The sequence below is a fragment of the Pararoseomonas sp. SCSIO 73927 genome, assembly GCF_037040815.1.
Taxonomy (GTDB): domain Bacteria; phylum Pseudomonadota; class Alphaproteobacteria; order Acetobacterales; family Acetobacteraceae; genus Roseomonas.
Map to the genome: position 1 here is coordinate 4,715,129 of NZ_CP146232.1, position 17,747 is coordinate 4,732,875.

A 17,747-nucleotide genomic window follows, 5' to 3' on the forward strand; every position below is an offset into this window, starting at 1 on the left:
GGCGGATCCCTCCGCCCGGCGCCACCAGGGGCGCGATGCAGAAAAAAGTCATTTTCCGGGGCCGCCTGCTGCCGATCGCGCTTCTCGCGCCGCAGCTCGCGGTCACCTTCGTCTTCTTCTTCTGGCCCGCGGGCCAGGCGATCTACCAGTCCCTCCTGCGAGAGGACGCCTTCGGCTTCTCGCGCGAGTTCGTGGGGCTGGAGAACTTCCAGGAGGTCCTGTCGGACCCGACCTGGCTGAACGCCGCGATGAACACCGTCGTCTTCTCCGGTTGCGTCGCGGGCCTCGCGCTGGGTCTCGCCCTCTTCCTCGCGGTGCAGGCGGACAAGTCGCTCCGCGGCGCCACCGTCTACCGCAGCCTCCTTATCTGGCCCTACGCGGTGGCCCCCGCCGTCGCTGCGGTGCTCTGGCTGTTCCTGTTCCAGCCGGAGGTCGGGATGATCGGCCGCGGGCTGCGCGCCATCGGCGTGCCCTGGGACTACCGGCTGAACGGCAATCACGCGATGATCCTCGTGGTCATCGCCGCGGTCTGGAAGCAGATCGCCTACAACTTCATCTTCTTCCTCGCGGGGCTGCAATCCATCCCGGCCTCCGTGCTGGAGGCGGCCGCGATCGACGGCGCCCGGCCGGCGCGGCGCTTCTGGACGGTGATCTTCCCCCTGCTCTCCCCCACCACCTTCTTCCTGCTGGTGGTGAACCTGACCTACGCCTTCTTCGAGACCTTCGGCATCATCCACGCCCTGACCAATGGCGGGCCCGCCAAGGCGACGGAGACGCTGATCTACAAGGTCTATGTCGACGGGGTGGAGAACCTGAACCTCGGGCAGTCCGCGGCGCAGAGCGTGATCCTGATGATCATCGTCATCGCGCTGACCGCCATCCAGTTCCGGGCCGTCGAGAAGAAGGTGCACTACTGATGGCGCCGGTCGCGGCTTCCATGGCGGCTCCCGTGCCCGTGCGCGACGACGCCCTGCTGCGCGCCACGCGCCGCCGCCGAATCCTCTCGCACGTGATGGCGCACGGGGCGCTGATCCTCGGCGTGCTCATCGTCGCCTTCCCGATCTGGATGACGCTCGTCGGCTCCACCCACGATGCCGGCACGATCGGGCGCGGCGACGTGCCGCTGCTGCCAGGCAGCCACGGGGCCGAGAATTTCGGCATCGCCTGGAACGAGGGCGGCGGGCGCACCCGCACCACGCCGGCGGGCACCATGCTGCTCAACAGCCTGATCATGGCGGTGCTGATCGCCGTCGGGAAGATCGCGATCTCCATTCTCTCGGCCTATGCCGTGGTGTTCTTCCGCTTCCCTCTGCGGATGGCGGCCTTCTGGGCCATCTTCATCACGCTGATGCTGCCCGTGGAAGTGCGGATCATCCCGACCTTCCAGGTCATCGTGGACCTCGGCCTCGTCAATACCTGGCCGGGGCTGGTGGTGCCGCTGATCGCCTCCGCCACCGCCACGCTGCTGTTCCGCCAGTTCTTCCTCACCATCCCCGACGAGTTCGTGGAGGCGGCGAAAATCGACGGCGCGGGCCCGCTCCGCTTCCTGAAGGACGTGGTGCTCCCGCTCTCCCTGACGAACATCGCCGCCCTCTTCGTCATCCTCTTCATCTACGGCTGGAATCAGTACCTCTGGCCGCTGCTGATCATCAACGACCGCTCCATGGAGACGATCGTGGTGGGGCTGTCCAAGATGATCGGGCGCGGCGACAGCCAGAACGACTGGAACACCATCATGGCGACCGCCGTGCTGGCCCTGCTGCCCCCCGTGCTGGTGGTGGCGCTGATGCAGCGCTGGTTCGTGCGCGGCCTGACCGAGACCGAGAAGTAACCCATGGCCACGCTTTCCCTGCGCGACGTGCGCAAGTCCTTCAACGCCACCGCCGTGCTGCACGGCATCGACCTCGAGGTCGCGGACGGCGAGCTGGTGGTGATCGTCGGCGCCTCCGGCTGCGGCAAGTCCACCCTGCTGCGGATCGTGGCGGGGCTGGAGACGCCCACCTCCGGCCAGGTCGTCATCAACAACCGGGACGTGACGGGGCTGGAGCCGGCCGACCGCGACATCGCCATGGTGTTCCAGAACTACGCGCTCTACCCGCACATGACTGTGCAGGGGAACATGGCCTACGGGCTGAAGATCCGCGGCCTGCCCCGCGCCGAGATCGACAGGCGGGTGAAGGACGCGGCCGACATCCTCGGCATCGGCGCCCTGCTGGACCGCAAGCCGAAGCAGCTCTCCGGCGGGCAGCGGCAGCGCGTGGCGATGGGCCGCGCCATCGTGCGGGAGCCCGCGCTGTTCCTCTTCGACGAGCCGCTGTCCAACCTCGACGCCAAGCTTCGCGTCCAGATGCGGGCGGAGATCCGGCGGCTGCAGAGGCGGCTCGGCGTCACCTCCCTCTTCGTCACCCACGACCAGGTGGAGGCGATGACGCTCGGCGACCGGCTGGTGGTGATGAACGCCGGCCGCCCCGCCCAGGTGGCGCCGCCGATGGAGATCTTCTCCCGCCCCGCCGACACCTACGTGGCCGGCTTCATCGGCAGCCCCTCCATGAACTTTATCCCCGCGACCCTGGAGGAGGGCGGGCTGGCCGCGCGCACCGCAGAGGGCCAGGCCATTCCCTTCGCCGACGGTCCGCGCCCCGGCCCGGCCGGAATGCCCCTCACGCTCGGCCTCAGGCCCGAGCACGTGGTGCACGGCGACGGACCCGGCTCGCTGCCTCTGGCAGTGGAGCTGATCGAGCCGCTGGGGTCGGAGACGGTGGTGCACGGCCGCGCGCCCGGCGGGCTGGCGGTCACGGCGCGGCTCCCCGGCGCCTTCTCCGGCGCCACCCTGCCCGTCCGCCTGCCGCCCGCGCATCTCCACGTGTTCGATGCCGGCAGCGGGCAGCGGCTGGACCCCTGATCACCCCTTCCGGCCGGCGCCGCCGACCGCTACCCATCCCTGCATGGACGCCTGGCCGAACGAGACCCCCGCCGCCCCGGAGGAGCCCGCCCGCCTGTGGCACGAGGGCCGCTTCGCGGAGGCCGCGCTGCGCTACGCGGCCGAGGCGGGCGTCCTGCCGGAGCCGGCCGGGGCGCTGCTCTGGCAGGGCCACGCCCTGCGGCGGGCGGGCGATCCCGACGCCGCCCTCGCCGCCTATGCCCGCGCCGCCGCCGAGGCCCCCGCCGATCCCGCGCCGCACCGGCACGCGGGGCACGCGCTCCGCGCCGCCGGGCGGCCGGAGGAGGCCTGGGAGCGCTACGCCATGGCCGTGGCGCTGGAGACGGGCGCGACATCGGGCCCCGGCGTGCAGGCGGCCGTCGCCGCGCTGATGGCCGGGGATCCCGCCCCGCCCGAGCCGCCGCACCCGCCGGCCCGCATCGTCCCGCCTGCCGCCGAGGCGTCGGTGCCCCACCCCACGCCGACGCCGCCCCTTACCCCGCCCCCTGCCCCACCGCGCCCCGCGCCGCGGATGCCGACGATGCTCGCCCCGCCGCCGCGCCCGCGCATGGCGATGCTGCGCGCCGGCGGCGCCGCCGGTCCGCGCGCCGCGGTGCCCGCCGGGGGCGGGATCGCCTTCGACGTGAGCGACCTCCTCCTCCACTTCGGAGGGCGGCGGACGCTCACGGGGATCCAGCGCGTGCAGGCCAGCCTCGTCGGCGCGGCGCTCGGCGCCGGGCTGGACGCCGCCTATCTCGCCTTCGACCGGGAGCGGGCGGCCTGGCGCGCCGTCCCCGCAGAGGCGCTGTCCCGCCTTCTCGCGGCGGCGGCGTCGGGCAGCGACACCGAGGAGCCGGGCTGGGTCGCGGCGCGGGACGCCGTGCTGGAGGCCGTCTCGCGGGGCCGGGCGCACGGCTTCGTGCCCGGCACCACCCTGGTGAACCTCGGCAATTCCTGGGGCATCCCGGACTACTTCCGCGGGCTGCGCGCCGCGCAGCGCGCCGCCGGGCTGCGCTTCGTGCCCTTCCTGCACGACTGCGTGCCGCTGGTGATGCCGGAGCACTGCGTGCGGGTGCTGGTGCAGGACTATGTCCGCTGGTTCTCCTCCATGGGCGTCCACGCCCACGGGGTGCTCTGCAACTCCGAGTGCACGCGCGCCGATGGCCGCCGCTTCCTGGAGGCGCTGCTGCCCGGGCTTGAGCTGCCGATGGAGGTGGTGCGGCTGGATGCCGACCCGCGCGGCAACGCGGCGCCGGACCCCTCCGCGCTGGACGGCACGCGGGCGCCGCGGCCGCCGGAGCCCTACGTCCTCTTCGTCGCCACGGTGGAGAGCCGGAAGGACCACCTGACCGCCTTCCGCGCTTGGCTGGCCCTGCTGCGCCGCCACGGCCCGGCGCGCGTGCCGCGGCTGGTCTGCGTCGGCGGCAAGGGCTGGCACGCGGAGGCGGCGATGAACCTGCTGGAGGGCAGCGCGGAGCTCTCCCGCCACGTGGTGCTGCTGCACGACGTCTCGGACGGCGGGCTGGCGGCGCTGTACCGGGACTGCCTCTTCACCCTCTACAACTCGCACTACGAGGGGTGGGGGCTTCCCGTTACGGAGAGCCTGGCCTGGGGCAAGGTGCCGGTGGTGCCCGCCCATTCCGCCCTGCTGGAATCCGGGGAGGGCGCGGCCGTCCTCGTCGATCCGCAGAGCGAGACGGCCATGGCGGCGGCGGTGGAGCGGCTGCTCTTCGAGCCCGGTGCGCTGGAAGCGGCGGAGGCGGCGGTGGCCGCCCTGCCGCCCCGGCGCCGATGGGACACGGTGCTGGCGCAGGTGGTGGCCGCGCTGGACGCCTTCGGCACGGCGCCGGTGACGCCGCTGGCGGAACGCCTCTCCCTCCCGCTCGGGCTGCACCTGCCGCTGGGGCGCGCGGATGCGGCGGCGCCGGACCCTGCGATCGCCCTGGCCGAGCTGGTGCGGGACGGGGTGGGCTGGCGCCCCCCGGCGGAGTGGGGCACGCCCCTGGCCGGCGGCCCGGCCCGGCTGCGCCTTCCCCTGCCGCCGGGGACGGAGGGGCTGCTGCGCCTGCACCTGGAGCTCCGGGCGGAGGGGGGCGGGGCGCTGGCCGTCGCGCTCTTCGCCGATTCCGCCCCGGCCGGCGGCGCCAGGATCCCCGACCTGCCCGCCGGCGACTTCGCCACCGCGCTGCCGGTGACGGTGGCGGCGGGAACGGCGGCGCTGGAACTGGAGATGGAAGCGCCGGAGGGGGCGAGCCTGCGCGGGATGATGCTCTGCCGGGACGACGACCTGCTGGCGCGGCTCTCCTTCCTGGAGGCGCAGGGCCTGCCCTCGCCCCGGATCGGCTGAAATACAGCCACCGGTTGCTGGAGTGTTAACGGCCGGGCCGGTGAGGCTGTGGCATGCACGCCATTCGCCCCTCCCGGTTAACCAGGGATTCACGCCTCTCCGGCACGATCCTCCGCATGATCAGCAGCAACTCCCTGGCCGCCTTCACGCAGGACGTCTCCCGCGCCGCCGGCATCGGGGAGGTCCGCCCGGTCCGCGCCGCGGCGGGCGGGGCGGAACGCTCTGCCGCGCCGCCCCAGCGCGCGCTGGAGGCGGTGCCGGCCGCCCCCGCTACACCCCTGCCCCGCGGCTCCCTGCTCGACCTGCGGGTCTAGGCGCCCCCTCGGTAAGGGGTTGTGACCGGACGGGGGGAACGCCATTCTTCCGCCTATGGCCGGGCATTTCGAGAGGGTACGGCAGGCGGATGAGGACCGCGACCGGCTGGTCTGCCGGGATTGCGGCTTCGTGGCCTATGAGAACCCGAAGATCGTGGTCGGCTCGATCGTTGCGGTGCCGGACGGCGCGGGCGGCGAGGGCGTGCTGCTCTGCCGCCGCGCCATCGAGCCTCGCCGGGGTTTCTGGACCCTGCCCGCCGGCTACATGGAGATGGGCGAGACCGTGGAGGAGGGCGCCCGCCGCGAGGCGTGGGAGGAGGCCCGCGCCCGGATCCGGACCGAAGGGGTCCTGGCCGTCTACTCCGTTTCCCGCATCGGCCAGGTGCAGGTCATGTTCCGCGCCCGGCTGGAGGAGCCCGGCTTCGAGGCCGGGCCTGAGAGCCTGGAGGTGCGCGCCTTCGCCTGGGAGGCGATCCCCTGGGACGAGCTCGCCTTCCCCACCGTGCGCTGGGCCCTGAAGGCCTGGCGCGAGGGGGCCGGCCATCCCGGTCCCGCCGTTCTCAACCCGCCCGAGGACCTGCGGGGCACCCGCCCCCTGCCCGGGCCCGTCCTGGCCGGAGGTGCCGGATGATTGCAACCCTTGCCCTGACCGCGCTCCTCATGGGCGCCGCGCCGGGCGGCAGCGGGCCGCCAGGTGCCGCCGTGCAGCTGGTGCAGGATGCCGCCCCGGAGGCGGCCCCGGCCCCGGCCCGGCGCCGCCCGCCCCGGCGCCGACCGGCGCGCCGCCGCCCGGCGCCGCCACCGCAGGAGGAGGTGCTGAACATCCCGGCCCCTGCCCCCACCCCGGCCCCGCAGGCCGACATCGCGCCGATGCCGAACCGCTCCATCGAGGCGCCGCGCATCGCGCCCCCGCCGGAGACGGCGACGATCCGCCCGGACCTGATCGAGCCGCGCGCCCTGCCGGACGCCCGCACCCAATCGGGCGCGAACAACTACACGGAACGTCAGGACCGGCTGTTCCGCGACCCGGCGGCGGGCGCGCGGCTGAACATTCCCTTCTCCTACTGACGGGCGCGCGCGGCCCGCCCGGGCGTCCACACATCGTCCGGGGCGATCCAAAGGGACGGGTCGCGCAGCCCGCTCGCCAGCGCCTCCGCCATCGCGGCCAGGATGCGCTCCCCCTTCTCTGCCCTGGCGGCCCGCGGGTCGCCGCGCACCCCGGTGACGGGCGCGCGCTCCTCGAACGACCAGAAGCGCTGGAAGGCGCTGCCGCCGACCGAGCGGGCGTTCTCGGACACGGCGCCGGCGATGCGGTCCTTCCGCACGCCCTCCGGGTCCAGCGCGAGGTAGAGGCTCGTCTCCGCCTCGCAGGCGTGCAGCGTGCCGGACTGGGTCTCCAGGATTCCGGCGATCGCCGCCGCGGCGGCGTTGTGGATCGTCACCGTCACCACGGGGATCCCCGTCTCCGCGCCCAGCTCCCGCGCGATCACCATCAGCGGCTCCACGTTCCCGCCATGGGAGTTGGAGAGGAGCAGCTTGCGGAACCCGCAGGCCTGGATGGACCGCACCACGCAGGCGATCACCGCCTGCATCGCCCGGAAGTCCAGGCTGATCGTGCCGCCGAAGGGCAGGTGGTGCTCGCTGATGCCCTGCCACATCGGGGGCAGCACGATCGCGGGCGCGTCCCCGGCCACCAGCTCCGCGGCGCGCACGGCGGTGGCATGGCCGATGAGGCTGTCCGTCCAGACCGGCAGGTGCGGCCCGTGCTGCTCCAGCGCGGCGACGGGCAGGACAACGGTGGCGTCGCGCGCGGCCCACTCGCCGATCTCGGCGGCGGTCATCCGCTCCCAGCGGACCTCGACCACTAGGAGAGCCCTACCAGGGAGCGCGCGTAGTCCCGCGCCTCGAAGGGCCGGAGGTCGGCGGCCGTCTCGCCCACGCCCACGGCGTGGACGGGCAGGCCGAACTCCTCCGCCAGGGCCACGACGACGCCGCCCTTGGCGGAGCCATCGAGCTTCGTCACGATCAGGCCGGTCACGTCCACCATCTCGCGGAACACCTTGCACTGCTGCACGGCATTCTGGCCGGTGGTGGCGTCCAGCACCAGCAGCACCGCGTGCGGCACTTCCCCGTCCAGCTTGCGGAGGACGCGCACGACCTTGCGCAGCTCCTCCATCAGCCCGGCCTTGTTGTGCAGGCGGCCGGCAGTGTCGATCAGCAGGATGTCGGCGCCCTCGGCCTTCGCGCGCTGCAGCGCCTCGTGCGCCAGGCCGGCGGCGTCGGCACCCTCCTTCGCGGGGGCCACCACGGTGCTGCCCGTGCGCTCCCCCCAGATCTGCAGCTGCTCGACGGCGGCCGCGCGGAAGGTGTCGCCGGCGGCCATCATCACGCGCCGCCCCTCCGCCCGGTAGTTCTGGGCCAGCTTGGCGATGGTGGTGGTCTTGCCCGTGCCGTTCACGCCGACCACGAGCACGACGTAGGGCTTCCTCCCCCAGTCCGGCGCCAGCGGCCGGGCCACGGGGGCCAGGATCTCCGCGATCTCCTCGGCCAGCGCCGCCTTCACCTCGTCCTCCCCCACCTCCTTGCCGAAGCGGGTGCGGCGGAAGCCGGCGACGATGCGCTGGGCGGCGGGCAGGCCGAGGTCGGCGGTGATCAGCGTCTCCTCCAACTCCTCCAGCGCCGCGTCGTCCAGGCGGCGCTTGCGGAAAAGGCCGGTGAGGTTCTCCGTCAGCCGCGCGGTGGAGCGGGAGAGGCCCGCCTTCAGGCGGGAGAAGAAGCCGCCCGTGGGGCCGGGCGCCTCGGGCTCCGGTCCGGGGGCGGGCGGCGCGGGCGCCGCCGGCGCCGGGGCCGGCTCCTCTCGCAGCACGGAGGGGGGCAGAACGGAGGAGGCGGGCGGCGGGGCGTGCAGGTGCACGACCTTCGGCGCCGCCTCCACCGCCTCCGGCTCGCCGGAATCGGGTTCCTCCGGAATGCCGGGCATCATGGGCCGCGGCGGCGGCGGGAAGCCCGCCTCCCCTGTCGGCAGCGGCGGGGGCTGCGGCGGCACGAAGCCCGGCACGCCCGAGACGGAGGGCAGCAGGTGGTCGGGCTGCCGCGCCTGGATCGGTGGGGGCGAGGCGGGCGGGTCGCCGGTGGTGGGATCCGGCTCCGGGACCTGCGGCTCCGGATCGGGCTCCCGCACCGGAGCGGGCGGCTCCGAGGGGCTGGGCGGGATCGCCGGCGCGTCGGGCTCCGTCGCCGGCGGCGGGGAGACGGGCTCCGGGGTGGTCAGGCGGCCGGTCAGCCGCCCCCACAGGTCCTTCAGGGCCATGCGCGCTCCTTCGCGTTGGGGCCTCTCACGCCGCCGGGGCGCGAGGGCCGGTCATGACGGGTAGGCGTCGAGGTCGATCATGCCCGTGAACGCGGTGGCGGTGGGGCCGGACATCAGCACGTAGCCGTCCTTCCGCCACTCGATCCGCAGGTCGCCGCCGGGCAGGGACACGGTGGCGGCGCGGGCGGAGAGGCCGCGGCGCGCCGCGTTCACCAGCGCGGCGCAGGCGCCGGTGCCGCAGGCCAGCGTCAGCCCCGCCCCGCGCTCCCACACCACGAGCTTCAGGTGGTCCGGCGCCAGGACCTGGACGAAACCGATATTGGCGCGCTCCGGGAAGAGCGGGTCGTGCTCCAGGGCCGGGCCGATGCGCGGGATGTCGAGGGCGGCGAGGTCCGGCACGAAGAAGGTGGCGTGCGGGTTGCCCATGGAGCAGCCGGCGGGGTCGGAGACGCCGTCGGCCGACAGCGGCAGGTGCAGCGTGTCCATCGCTCGCGCCAGCGGCACCTCGTCCCAGCCGGTCCGCGCCGGGCCCATGTCCACGCGGATGGTGCCGTCGGCCAGCCGCTCGGAGGGCAGCTCGCCGGAGATCGTGCGGACCGAGAGCGCGTCGCGCCCCGATTCCGTCATCACCAGCTCCGCCACGCAGCGGGTGGCGTTGCCGCAGGCCCCGGCCTCGGAGCCGTCGGGGTTGCGGATGCGCATGAACACCTCCGCCCCCTCCCCGCCCGGTTCCATGACGATGAACTGGTCGCAGCCGATCCCCGTGCGGCGGTCCGCGACGGCGGCGGCGCGGGCCGGGGTGATGGGCAGCGGCGCGGCCCGCGCGTCCAGCACGACGAAGTCGTTGCCGAGGCCGTGCATCTTGCGGAAGGGGATGATCATCGCGCCGCCGATATAGGCGCCGCCGGGGCGCGCCGGAAGCGGCGCCCCTTGCCCGCGGGGCCGATATGCCGGAGGGACGGGGTCAATGCAGGGCAAGCGCCGGTTCGGCAGCGGGGGAGAGGACGCCATGGGGAACGGGACCCAAGGCAACGGGACCCAAGGGAAAGGGACCGTGGGGGACGGGTCGGCTCGGGTGGTGCTCGTCATGGGCGTGTCCGGGGCGGGGAAGACCACGATCGCCCGTCTCCTCGCGGAGCGGCTGGGCTGGGCCTACCTGGAGGGCGATGACCTTCATCCCGCCGCCAACGTGGCGAAAATGGCGAGCGGCACGCCGCTGACGGACGAGGACCGCTGGCCCTGGCTCCGCGACATCGCCGCCCAGATCGATGGCTGGCTGGCGGAGGGGCGCTGCGGCGTCGTCACCTGCTCCGCCCTGAAGCGCCGCTACCGCGACGTGCTGATCGGCGGGCGGGCCGGGGTGCGGCTCGTCTACCTTAGGGGCGCGACCGACCTCCTCTCGCCCCGGATCGCCGCGCGGGCGGGCCACTTCATGCCGGCGACCCTGCTGGAGAGCCAGTTCGCCGCGCTGGAGCCGCCGACCGAGGACGAGCACCCCATCGTCATCGTGCCCGACCGGCCGCCGGAGGCGCTGGTAGGGTCGGTGGTCGAGGCGCTGGGTCGCTGATCCCCCTTGGCTGCCGCGGGAGAGCGGCCGGGGCAGCAGAGGGCCAGCCCTAGCCGGTCGGGGTGGGGGTAGGATCCAGAGTCGTGGCCGCGCCCGCCTCCCCGGGCATGAGCGCCCCGAGAACCTCGGCCGGCACCGCGTCGAAGCGCAGCCCGGCCTCGACGAAAAGGCGGGCGGAGATGTGGCCCCGCCGGTCCCATTCGGACTTCGTGCCGTTGCGCGGCGCGGCGGCGACCACCCGCCGGATGCCGGACTGGATGGAGAGCACGGCGCAGTGGTTGCAGACGGGCTTGCCCACAACGTAGAGCGTGCAGCCCCGTGCCTCCCGCCCGGCGAAGAGAAGCGCGGATTGCTCGGCATGCACCATCATGTCGAGCTTCGTGGGCTTGTCGGAGAGGCGGTCGACATCGTCCTCGATGCGGTTGGGGAAGCCGTTGAAGCCGGTCGCGACGATCCGGTTCAGCTCCGGCGCGACGATCACCGCGCCCACCCGGCCGCGCGGATCCTTGGACCATCCCCGGATGTGGGCGGCGAGGCCGAGGTAGCGCCGGTCCCAGCGGGAGAGCCCTGTCTCCTGCTCCTGGGTCATGCCACGCCTTCCCGGGTGCGGACGACGGTGACGCTGCACGGGGCGCGCGCCGCGACCTCCCCGGAGACGGAGCCGAGAACGCTCCGCAGCACGGAGTTCGCCCGCGCACCCATCACCACGTGGTCCACCCCGTTCGCCTCCGCGTACTCCAGCAGGGCCTCGGCGGCGGAGGAACCCTCCAGCACGTGGAAGGTGATGCGGCCCTCCTCGAGCCCCAGCGGCGCTGCCCAGTGGTGCAGCTCCGCCAGTCGCTGCACGCGGGCGGAGCGGCCCCTGTCGTCGTGCGGGGTGTCGCCGTTGATGAAGCCGTCCAGCAGCACGTTGAGAAGCGTCACGCGGGCTCCGGGCAGGGAGAGGAGAAGGTTGCGGAGGCTGGCGCGGATCGCCTCCGACAGGGCCGGGCTGCCCTCCCGCAGGTCCAGGGCCACCGCGATGATCGGGGCGGAGTGGGCGGTGGGCGCGGGCGCGCGCCGCGCCCCGGGGGTGCGGTCCTGGTTCACCCGGCGCTCCAGCACCGTCAGCCAGCCGTCGCGCCGCGGCTTCGTGGCGCGGGGGGTCAGGCGCACGGCCTCGGGGTTCCGCAGTTCGAAGGCGAGCTGGGCGGCGCTGGGGTGGCGGCGGGCCGGCTCCACCTCCAGGCAACGCAGGATGAGTTCCTGCAGCCAGGGCGGGATGTCCTTCCGCAGCCGGCGGGGCGGGTGCGGGTCCCGCCACAGGCGGCGGCGCACGGCCGAGAGGTGCAGCGGCTCGCCGAAGGGGAGCTGGCCGGTGGCGAGCTGGTAGAGGACCACGCCGAGGGAGAAGAGGTCGCTGCGCGGGTCGTCCCGCCGCCCCATGGCCTGGCCGGGCGACATGTAGGGGGCGGAGCCGTAGGGAAGGCGGAACTCCTCCGCGATCAGGTCCGGCAGGCGGCCGTGATGGGCCAGGCCGTAGTCGATCAGCACGGCGTCGCCGCGCAGCCCGTCGGGCGTCTCGCGGAAGATGACGTTGGCGGGCTTCACGTCGAGGTGGGAGACGCGCTGGCGGTGCAGGGCGGCGAGGGCCAGGGCCACCTTGGCGCCGACGGCCGCCACCTCCTCCACCGCGAGCGGCAGGTGGCGGAGGCAGGATTCAAGGTTGGGGCCGGTGATGCGCTCCATCGCCAGGTAGGGCTGCGGCGCCTCAAACCCGGCCGCGCCGACGAAGCGCGGGACGTGCGGGCCGGTGAGGCGGGGCAGGATCATCTGCTCCATCTCGAAGGAGACGATGTGGGCGGCGTCCGTTCCCTCCAGGTGGGGGAACTTGATGACCAGTGGGAAGAGATGGTCGGGGTGGGTGGCCTCGAAGACGGAGGCCATGCCGCTCGCGCGCATCGGGGTGCCAAGGGTGAAGCCAGCGATCGTCTCGCCCTGGCGCGGGCGGCGGGGGGCCATACTCAGCTGCCGGTGGAGAGCCGGGTGGCGAGGGATTCCGGCAGGCCGGCGCGGCGGATCTTCGCGGCGGCCGTCTCCACGTCGTAGGGCACGCGCATCCAGCGGACCTCGGCGGTGTCCTCGTCCAGCAAAGCGTAGCAGGCGGCCGGATCGCCGTCCCTGGGCTGGCCGACGGAGCCCATCACGGCGAGCCAGCGGCGGGCGCGGGAGAGCGGGATGGGGGAGTCGTGCGTGGGCGTGAAGGCCGTGCACTTGTCCGCCGCCGTCAGGCCGAAGAGGCGGGGGACATGGACGTGGCCGCAGATGGTGACCCGGGCGGGGGTGCCCTCAAAGCTGCGGCGGGCCTCTTCGGCGTTGGTGACGTAGCGCCACTCCTCGGGGGCAGAAGCGTCGGCGTGGACGTAGAGGGTATCGCCCTCCGCGTGCTCCATCGGAAGGGTCTTCAGGAAAGTGGCAGCGTCCGGGGAGAGCTGGTCGCGTGTCCAGGCGATGGCGGCGGCCGCGCGCCCGGTCATGCCCCGTGCGCCGGCGAAGACCGCCTGGTCGTGGTTGCCGAGGATGGCGACGGCACCGTGGGCGATGCGGTCCATGACCGTGCGAAGGCACCAGGCAGGGTCGGCGCCGTAGCCGACATAGTCGCCGAGGAAGATGTACCGGGTCGCGCCGGCGCGGTCCGCGTGCTCGAGGCAGGCGGAGAGGGCCTCGCGGTTGGCGTGGATGTCGGAGAGGAGGGCGATCATCGCGGGGGTAGTTTGGCCCTCCCTGAACCGTCCTGAAAGGGCGTTGCCTTTCAGGGGTCCAGACCTTATACCCCGCCCTCCCACGCGCCCCGGGCTTCTCTGGGCTGCCCGGCCGTGGTCCCGGCCCCCGCCGCATGGTGCGGCCCGCTTCCGCAAGGAAGCGGCGCAAGGTGGGGCCGTCCATCCCCCGACCATGAGGAGGACCAAATGCCCAAGATGAAGACGACGTCTTCGGCCAAGAAGCGCTTCAAGATCACGGCCACCGGCAAGGTTCTCGCCGGCCCGGGCAAGAAGCGCCACAACCTCTCCGCCCGCTCGCAGAAGGTGAAGCGCCAGAACCGCGGCAACCAGGTGCTGCGCGACCAGGACGCGAAGACCGTCATGCAGTGGCTGCCCTACGGCCTGTAAGCGAGAGGAGAGAGAAGAATGGCTCGTGTTAAGCGCGGCGTAACCGCCCACGCCCGTCACAAGAAGGTCCTCAAGCTCGCCAAGGGCTATGTGGGCCGTTCCTCCACCGCCTACCGCCCCGCTCTCGAGCGGGTCGAGAAGGCGCTGCAGTACGCCTACCGCGACCGCCGCAACAAGAAGCGCGATTTCCGCGGCCTGTGGATCCAGCGCATCAACGCCGCCTGCCGCGAGAACGGGATCGTCTACTCCCGCTTCATCGCCGGCCTGAAGGCCGCCGGGATCGAGCTGGACCGCAAGGTCCTGGCCGCCATCGCCTATGACGACGCCACGTCCTTCGCGGGCCTCGTCGAGAAGGCCAAGGCGTCCCTCCCCGCCCAGGCCCCCGCCGCCTGAGCACGGTGCCTCGCCGCTAGGCGAGGTCACCTCCCGGATGCCCCAGGGCAGCCGGACTGAATACGCCAAGGGCCGCTTCCGCCGGGACCACTCCCGGTGAAGCGGCCCTTGGTCTATCTGGACCCCGACAGAGGACAGGGCCGGGAATGGCTGACGATCTCGACATGCTGCGCGCCTCCATCGAGGCGGCGATCGCGGAGGCGGCGGACCCCCGCGCGCTGGACGCCGTGCGCGTCTCCGCCCTGGGCAAGAGCGGCGAGGTCACCGGCCTGCTCAAGGGCCTGGGCGCCCTGCCGCCGGAGGAGCGCAAAGCGCGCGGCGCCGAGGTGAACGTCCTCAAGGCCGGGATCGAGCGGGCGCTGGAGCAGCGGCGCGTGACACTGGAGGCCTTCGCGCTCGACGCGCGGCTGGCGGCGGAGCGGATGGACGTCTCCCTCCCCCCGCACCCCTTCGCGCCCACGGGGCCGGAGGCTGGCTCCATCCACCCGATCTCCCGCACCATGGAGGAGCTGATCGCCCTCTTCGGCGCCATGGGCTTTGCGGTGGCGGAAGGCCCGGACATCGAGGGCGACTGGCACAACTTCTCCGCCCTCAACATCCCCGAGCACCACCCGGCCCGGCAGGACCACGACACCTTCTACCTAACGCCCCCAGAACCCGGTGGCCGCCGCCCGGTGCTGCGCACCCACACCAGCCCCGTGCAGATCCGCACCATGCTGGCCCAGGAGCCCCCGATCCGCGTGATCGTGCCCGGCCGCACCTGGCGCGCGGACCACGACGCCACCCATTCCCCCATGTTCCATCAGGTGGAGGGGCTGGTGATCGGCCGCGACATCCATATGGGGCACCTGAAGGGCACGCTGATCGACTTCCTGCGCGCCTTCTTCGGCATCGCCGACCTGCCCGTGCGCTTCCGCAGCAGCTACTTCCCCTTCACCGAGCCCTCCATGGAAGTGGATATCGGCTGGAGCCGGAAGACGGGCGAGCTCGGCAGCGGGGGCGACTGGCTGGAGATCCTGGGCAGCGGCATGGTCCACCCGAAGGTGCTGGCCAATGTCGGGCTGGACCCGCGCGTGTGGCAGGGCTTCGCCTTCGGCATGGGGATCGAGCGCATCACCATGCTGAAGCACGGCATCCCCGACCTGCGGCCCTTCTACGAGGCCGACCTGCGCTGGCTGCGGCACTACGCCACAAGCCCGCTCTCCCCCTTCACCCTGCACGACGCGGCGTAAGAGACGATGAAGTTCACCCTCTCCTGGCTGCGCGACCATCTCGAGACCGAGGCGACGCTCGAGCAGATCCTCGCCACCCTCAACACCATCGGGCTCGAGGTGGAGGGCGTGGAGGACCGCGCCGCCGCCCTCGCCCCCTTCCGCATCGCCCATGTGGTGGAAGCCGAGCAGCACCCGAACGCCGATCGCCTGCGCGCGCTGAAGGTGGATGTCGGCGACGGCACCCTCCGCTCCGTCGTCTGCGGCGCGCCGAACGCGCGCGCTGGGATGAAGGGCGTGGCGGCGCTGCCGGGCGCCTTCGTGCCGGGCACGGGCATCACGCTGAAGCAGGGCGAGATCCGTGGCGTGAAGAGCGAGGCCATGATGCTCTCGACGCGGGAGATGGGCCTGGGCGAGGACCATGACGGCATCGTGGAACTGCCGGCGGACGCGCCCGTGGGCGCCTCCTACGCGGAATGGGCGGGGCTGGGCGATCCGGTGATCGAGATCAGCGTCACCCCGAACCGCGGCGACGCGCTGGCCGTGCGCGGCGTGGCGCGCGACCTCGCCGCGGCAGGCCTGGGCCAGCTGAAGGCGTTGGAATTCGAGGCGGTGGAGCCCGCCTACGACACGCCGCTGCACTGGACCATCGACGACCCCCGCGCCTGCATCCAGGTGCTCGGCCGGGCCGTGCGGGGCGTCACGAACGGCCCCTCGCCGAAATGGCTGCAAGACCGGCTGACGGCGATCGGGCTGCGGCCGATCAACGCGCTGGTGGACGTGACGAACTACTTCACCTTCGACCTCGGCCGCCCGCTGCACGTCTTCGACATGGCCAAGGTGCGCGGCACCACCCTGACCATGCGCCTGGGCCGCGAGGGCGACGAGTACCTGGCGCTGAACGGCAAGACCTACCGCCCGACGCCGGAGGACATCGTCATCACCGACGAGGCCGGGGTGGAGAGCCTCGCCGCCATCGTCGGCGGTGAGTCCACGGGCTGCGACGAGACCACGCGCGAGGTCTTCGTGGAGTGCGCGCTGTTCGACCCCGTGCGGATCGCCCTCACCGGCCGCCGGCACGGCGTGCACAGCGACGCGCGCGCGCGGAACGAGCGCGGGCTGGACCCGGCGGCGCAAGGCGCCATGCTGGACGCCGCCACGCGGATGATCATCGACCTCTGCGGCGGCGAGGCGAGCACAGTCTCGGAGGCGGGCGCGGAGCCCGCTTGGCAGCGCGAGGCGACGCTGCGCTACGACCGCATCGCGGGCCTGGGCGGTTCCGGCATCCCGGCCGAGGCGGCGGTGAACTCGCTGGAGCGGCTGGGGTTCTCGGTCGTCGCAAGGGACGCCGCCGAGGTGACGGTCGCCGTCCCCTCCTGGCGAAACGACATCGCCTCCTCCCGCTCCGCCTACCGCGCGGGCGGCACGGAGCTGACGCAGGAGCCGGGGATCGACCCCGCCCGCGCCCGCGCCGCCGCCGAGGGCGCGGAGGCGGTTGAGGCCGAGTGCGACCTGCTGGAGGAGGTGCTGCGGCTGGAGGGGCTGGACGCCATCCCCGCCGTGTCCTTGCCCGCCGAGGGCCGCCTGCCCCTCCCCTCCCTCACCCCGCGCCAGAGCCGGGCGGGGCTGGCCCGCCGCGTGCTGGCCGCCCGCGGCCTCGCCGAGGCGGTGACCTTCGGCTTCACCGCGCGCGGCGCCGCCGCCCTGTTCGGCGAGACGCCGGAGATGCTGCGGGTGGAGAACCCGATCGCGGCGGACCTGGACCAGATGCGGCCGACGCCGGTCGCCACCCTGCTGCAGGCCGCCGGGCGCAACGCGGCGCGCGGCTACGCGGACGTCTCGCTCTTTGAGATCGGTGCCTCCTACGCCGCGCCCACGCCGGAAGGGCAGCTCGCCACCGCGGCCGGGGTGCGGCTGGGCGGCACGCCGCGCCACTGGGAGGCCAAGCCGCGCCACTTCGACGCGCTGGACGCCAAGGGCGATGCTCTGGCGGTGCTCCTGGCGCTCGGCCTGTCTCCGGCCGCGCTGACGGTCACCACGGACGCGCCGGGCTACTACCACCCCGGCCGCTCCGGCGTGCTGCGGAGCGGCCCGAAGCTGCCGCTCGCGCGCTTCGGGGAGCTGCACCCGCGCGTTCTCTCCACCCTCGGCATCGACGGGCCGGCGGTCGCCTTCGAGGTGCTGCTGGATTCCATCCCCGAGCCGAAGCGGCGGAAGAAGGCTGCGCCGGACTTGGCCGCCTTCCAGCCCGTGCGGCGCGACCTGGCCTTCCTCGTGGACGAGGCGGTGGGGGCGGACGCCCTTCTGCGCGCGGCCCGCAACGCGGAGAAGGCGCTTGTGGCCGATGTCTCGCTCTTCGACCGCTACGCCGGGGACCGGCTGCCCGAGGGCAAGGTCTCGCTGGCGCTGGAGGTGGTGCTGCAGCCGCGCGAGCGGACGATGACGGATGCGGAGATCGAGGCGGTGATCGCCAAGGTCGTCGCGGCCGTGACCAAGGCCACAGGCGCCGCGCTGCGGGGTTGATCCCGGCGTGATA

18 protein-coding genes are annotated in these 17,747 nt (G+C 73.4%); 12 read left to right on the plus strand and 6 right to left on the minus strand.

All coding sequences use genetic code 11. From position 1 onward, the window contains the following. The first annotated feature begins 35 nt into the window (after window positions 1-35). The 7 genes from ugpA to VQH23_RS22300 all read left to right on the plus strand — a co-directional run bounded on the left by ugpA (window position 36) and on the right by VQH23_RS22300 (window position 6,649). Entirely contained in the window at window positions 36-917 is an 882-nt protein-coding gene (gene ugpA, locus VQH23_RS22270) for a sn-glycerol-3-phosphate ABC transporter permease UgpA (RefSeq protein ID WP_338662857.1), read from the plus strand. 95 nt (window positions 918-1,012) lie between these two features. Next, complete coding sequence (gene ugpE / locus VQH23_RS22275; RefSeq protein WP_338666144.1) at window positions 1,013-1,831, plus strand: sn-glycerol-3-phosphate ABC transporter permease UgpE; 819 nt, start codon at window positions 1,013-1,015, stop codon at window positions 1,829-1,831. 3 nt (window positions 1,832-1,834) lie between these two features. Further along, on the plus strand, window positions 1,835-2,902 hold the full coding sequence (gene ugpC / locus VQH23_RS22280) for a sn-glycerol-3-phosphate ABC transporter ATP-binding protein UgpC (RefSeq protein WP_338662858.1): 1,068 nt from the start codon (window positions 1,835-1,837) through the stop codon (window positions 2,900-2,902). Between the two features lie 43 nt (window positions 2,903-2,945). Further along, on the plus strand, window positions 2,946-5,267 hold the full coding sequence (locus VQH23_RS22285) for a glycosyltransferase (protein ID WP_338662859.1): 2,322 nt from the start codon (window positions 2,946-2,948) through the stop codon (window positions 5,265-5,267). Between the two features lie 116 nt (window positions 5,268-5,383). Beyond that, window positions 5,384-5,581, plus strand: coding sequence for a hypothetical protein (locus tag VQH23_RS22290; protein WP_338662861.1), 198 nt, complete (start codon window positions 5,384-5,386; stop codon window positions 5,579-5,581). Window positions 5,582-5,636: 55 nt separating this feature from the next. Continuing rightward, window positions 5,637-6,212, plus strand: a complete 576-nt coding sequence (locus VQH23_RS22295) for an NUDIX domain-containing protein (RefSeq protein WP_338662862.1) — start codon at window positions 5,637-5,639, stop codon at window positions 6,210-6,212. After that, window positions 6,209-6,649 (plus strand): hypothetical protein, encoded by a 441-nt coding sequence (locus VQH23_RS22300; protein ID WP_338662863.1) that lies wholly within the window; start codon window positions 6,209-6,211, stop codon window positions 6,647-6,649. Before VQH23_RS22295 ends, VQH23_RS22300 begins: the two co-directional genes overlap by 4 nt. On the opposite strand, the gene VQH23_RS22305 is transcribed toward VQH23_RS22300, so the two are convergent. Genes VQH23_RS22305 through dapF form a run of 3 tightly spaced genes read right to left on the minus strand, consistent with a single transcriptional unit; the run spans window position 6,643 to window position 9,773 of the window. Beyond that, entirely contained in the window at window positions 6,643-7,422 is a 780-nt protein-coding gene (locus tag VQH23_RS22305) for a creatininase family protein (protein WP_338662865.1), read from the minus strand. The two genes, VQH23_RS22300 and VQH23_RS22305, sit on opposite strands and share 7 nt — an antisense overlap. A 23-nt stretch (window positions 7,423-7,445) precedes the next feature. Further along, window positions 7,446-8,891 carry a signal recognition particle-docking protein FtsY gene (gene ftsY, locus VQH23_RS26645; protein WP_408904243.1) on the minus strand — a complete coding sequence of 482 codons (1,446 nt, stop codon included), beginning with the start codon at window positions 8,889-8,891 and terminating at the stop codon, window positions 7,446-7,448. Window positions 8,892-8,942: 51 nt separating this feature from the next. Continuing rightward, a complete protein-coding gene (gene dapF / locus VQH23_RS22315) occupies window positions 8,943-9,773 on the minus strand; it encodes a diaminopimelate epimerase (RefSeq protein WP_338662866.1) in 831 nt (276 codons plus the stop codon). Window positions 9,774-9,945: 172 nt separating this feature from the next. Here dapF and VQH23_RS22320 point away from each other — a divergent pair, with 172 nt between their 5' ends. After that, complete coding sequence (locus VQH23_RS22320) at window positions 9,946-10,458, plus strand: gluconokinase (protein WP_338662867.1); 513 nt, start codon at window positions 9,946-9,948, stop codon at window positions 10,456-10,458. 49 nt (window positions 10,459-10,507) lie between these two features. Here VQH23_RS22320 and VQH23_RS22325 read toward each other — a convergent pair whose 3' ends face one another. Genes VQH23_RS22325 through VQH23_RS22335 form a run of 3 tightly spaced genes read right to left on the minus strand, consistent with a single transcriptional unit; the run spans window position 10,508 to window position 13,199 of the window. Beyond that, the gene (locus tag VQH23_RS22325; protein WP_338662868.1) at window positions 10,508-11,047 is read right to left on the minus strand and encodes a deaminase; all 540 of its coding nucleotides are present in this window, start codon (window positions 11,045-11,047) and stop codon (window positions 10,508-10,510) included. Then, the gene (locus VQH23_RS22330) at window positions 11,044-12,459 is read right to left on the minus strand and encodes a bifunctional serine/threonine-protein kinase/universal stress protein (protein WP_338662869.1); all 1,416 of its coding nucleotides are present in this window, start codon (window positions 12,457-12,459) and stop codon (window positions 11,044-11,046) included. The genes VQH23_RS22325 and VQH23_RS22330 overlap by 4 nt, the downstream gene beginning before the upstream one ends. 2 nt (window positions 12,460-12,461) lie before the next feature. Next, on the minus strand, window positions 12,462-13,199 hold the full coding sequence (locus tag VQH23_RS22335; protein WP_338662870.1) for a metallophosphoesterase family protein: 738 nt from the start codon (window positions 13,197-13,199) through the stop codon (window positions 12,462-12,464). Between the two features lie 207 nt (window positions 13,200-13,406). Between VQH23_RS22335 and rpmI the strand changes: the two genes are divergently transcribed. The 4 genes from rpmI (at window position 13,407) to pheT (ending at window position 17,734) form a co-directional block, all read left to right on the plus strand. After that, entirely contained in the window at window positions 13,407-13,607 is a 201-nt protein-coding gene (gene rpmI, locus VQH23_RS22340; RefSeq protein WP_209375608.1) for a 50S ribosomal protein L35, read from the plus strand. A gap of 18 nt (window positions 13,608-13,625) precedes the next feature. Continuing rightward, complete coding sequence (gene rplT / locus VQH23_RS22345; RefSeq protein ID WP_338662872.1) at window positions 13,626-14,000, plus strand: 50S ribosomal protein L20; 375 nt, start codon at window positions 13,626-13,628, stop codon at window positions 13,998-14,000. Window positions 14,001-14,146: 146 nt separating this feature from the next. Continuing rightward, window positions 14,147-15,232 carry a phenylalanine--tRNA ligase subunit alpha gene (gene pheS / locus VQH23_RS22350; RefSeq protein ID WP_338662873.1) on the plus strand — a complete coding sequence of 362 codons (1,086 nt, stop codon included), beginning with the start codon at window positions 14,147-14,149 and terminating at the stop codon, window positions 15,230-15,232. Window positions 15,233-15,238: 6 nt separating this feature from the next. After that, entirely contained in the window at window positions 15,239-17,734 is a 2,496-nt protein-coding gene (gene pheT, locus VQH23_RS22355; RefSeq protein WP_338662874.1) for a phenylalanine--tRNA ligase subunit beta, read from the plus strand. The last annotated feature ends 13 nt before the right edge of the window (window positions 17,735-17,747 follow it).

What these genes read in the sequence shown, in the direction of transcription:
- VQH23_RS22330 (WP_338662869.1), bottom strand. Translation starts at nt 12,459, where the DNA reads ATGGCCCCCCGCCGCCCGCGCCAGGGCGAGACGATCGCTGGCTTCACC.
- VQH23_RS22335 (WP_338662870.1), bottom strand. Translation starts at nt 13,199, where the DNA reads ATGATCGCCCTCCTCTCCGACATCCACGCCAACCGCGAGGCCCTCTCC.
- pheT (WP_338662874.1), top strand. Translation starts at nt 15,239, where the DNA reads ATGAAGTTCACCCTCTCCTGGCTGCGCGACCATCTCGAGACCGAGGCG.
- VQH23_RS22300 (WP_338662863.1), top strand. Translation starts at nt 6,209, where the DNA reads ATGATTGCAACCCTTGCCCTGACCGCGCTCCTCATGGGCGCCGCGCCG.
- VQH23_RS22305 (WP_338662865.1), bottom strand. Translation starts at nt 7,422, where the DNA reads ATGACCGCCGCCGAGATCGGCGAGTGGGCCGCGCGCGACGCCACCGTT.
- ftsY (WP_408904243.1), bottom strand. Translation starts at nt 8,891, where the DNA reads ATGGCCCTGAAGGACCTGTGGGGGCGGCTGACCGGCCGCCTGACCACC.
- VQH23_RS22290 (WP_338662861.1), top strand. Translation starts at nt 5,384, where the DNA reads ATGATCAGCAGCAACTCCCTGGCCGCCTTCACGCAGGACGTCTCCCGC.
- pheS (WP_338662873.1), top strand. Translation starts at nt 14,147, where the DNA reads ATGGCTGACGATCTCGACATGCTGCGCGCCTCCATCGAGGCGGCGATC.
- VQH23_RS22295 (WP_338662862.1), top strand. Translation starts at nt 5,637, where the DNA reads ATGGCCGGGCATTTCGAGAGGGTACGGCAGGCGGATGAGGACCGCGAC.
- ugpA (WP_338662857.1), top strand. Translation starts at nt 36, where the DNA reads ATGCAGAAAAAAGTCATTTTCCGGGGCCGCCTGCTGCCGATCGCGCTT.
- rpmI (WP_209375608.1), top strand. Translation starts at nt 13,407, where the DNA reads ATGCCCAAGATGAAGACGACGTCTTCGGCCAAGAAGCGCTTCAAGATC.
- dapF (WP_338662866.1), bottom strand. Translation starts at nt 9,773, where the DNA reads ATGATCATCCCCTTCCGCAAGATGCACGGCCTCGGCAACGACTTCGTC.
- ugpC (WP_338662858.1), top strand. Translation starts at nt 1,835, where the DNA reads ATGGCCACGCTTTCCCTGCGCGACGTGCGCAAGTCCTTCAACGCCACC.
- VQH23_RS22325 (WP_338662868.1), bottom strand. Translation starts at nt 11,047, where the DNA reads ATGACCCAGGAGCAGGAGACAGGGCTCTCCCGCTGGGACCGGCGCTAC.
- VQH23_RS22285 (WP_338662859.1), top strand. Translation starts at nt 2,946, where the DNA reads ATGGACGCCTGGCCGAACGAGACCCCCGCCGCCCCGGAGGAGCCCGCC.
- ugpE (WP_338666144.1), top strand. Translation starts at nt 1,013, where the DNA reads ATGGCGCACGGGGCGCTGATCCTCGGCGTGCTCATCGTCGCCTTCCCG.
- rplT (WP_338662872.1), top strand. Translation starts at nt 13,626, where the DNA reads ATGGCTCGTGTTAAGCGCGGCGTAACCGCCCACGCCCGTCACAAGAAG.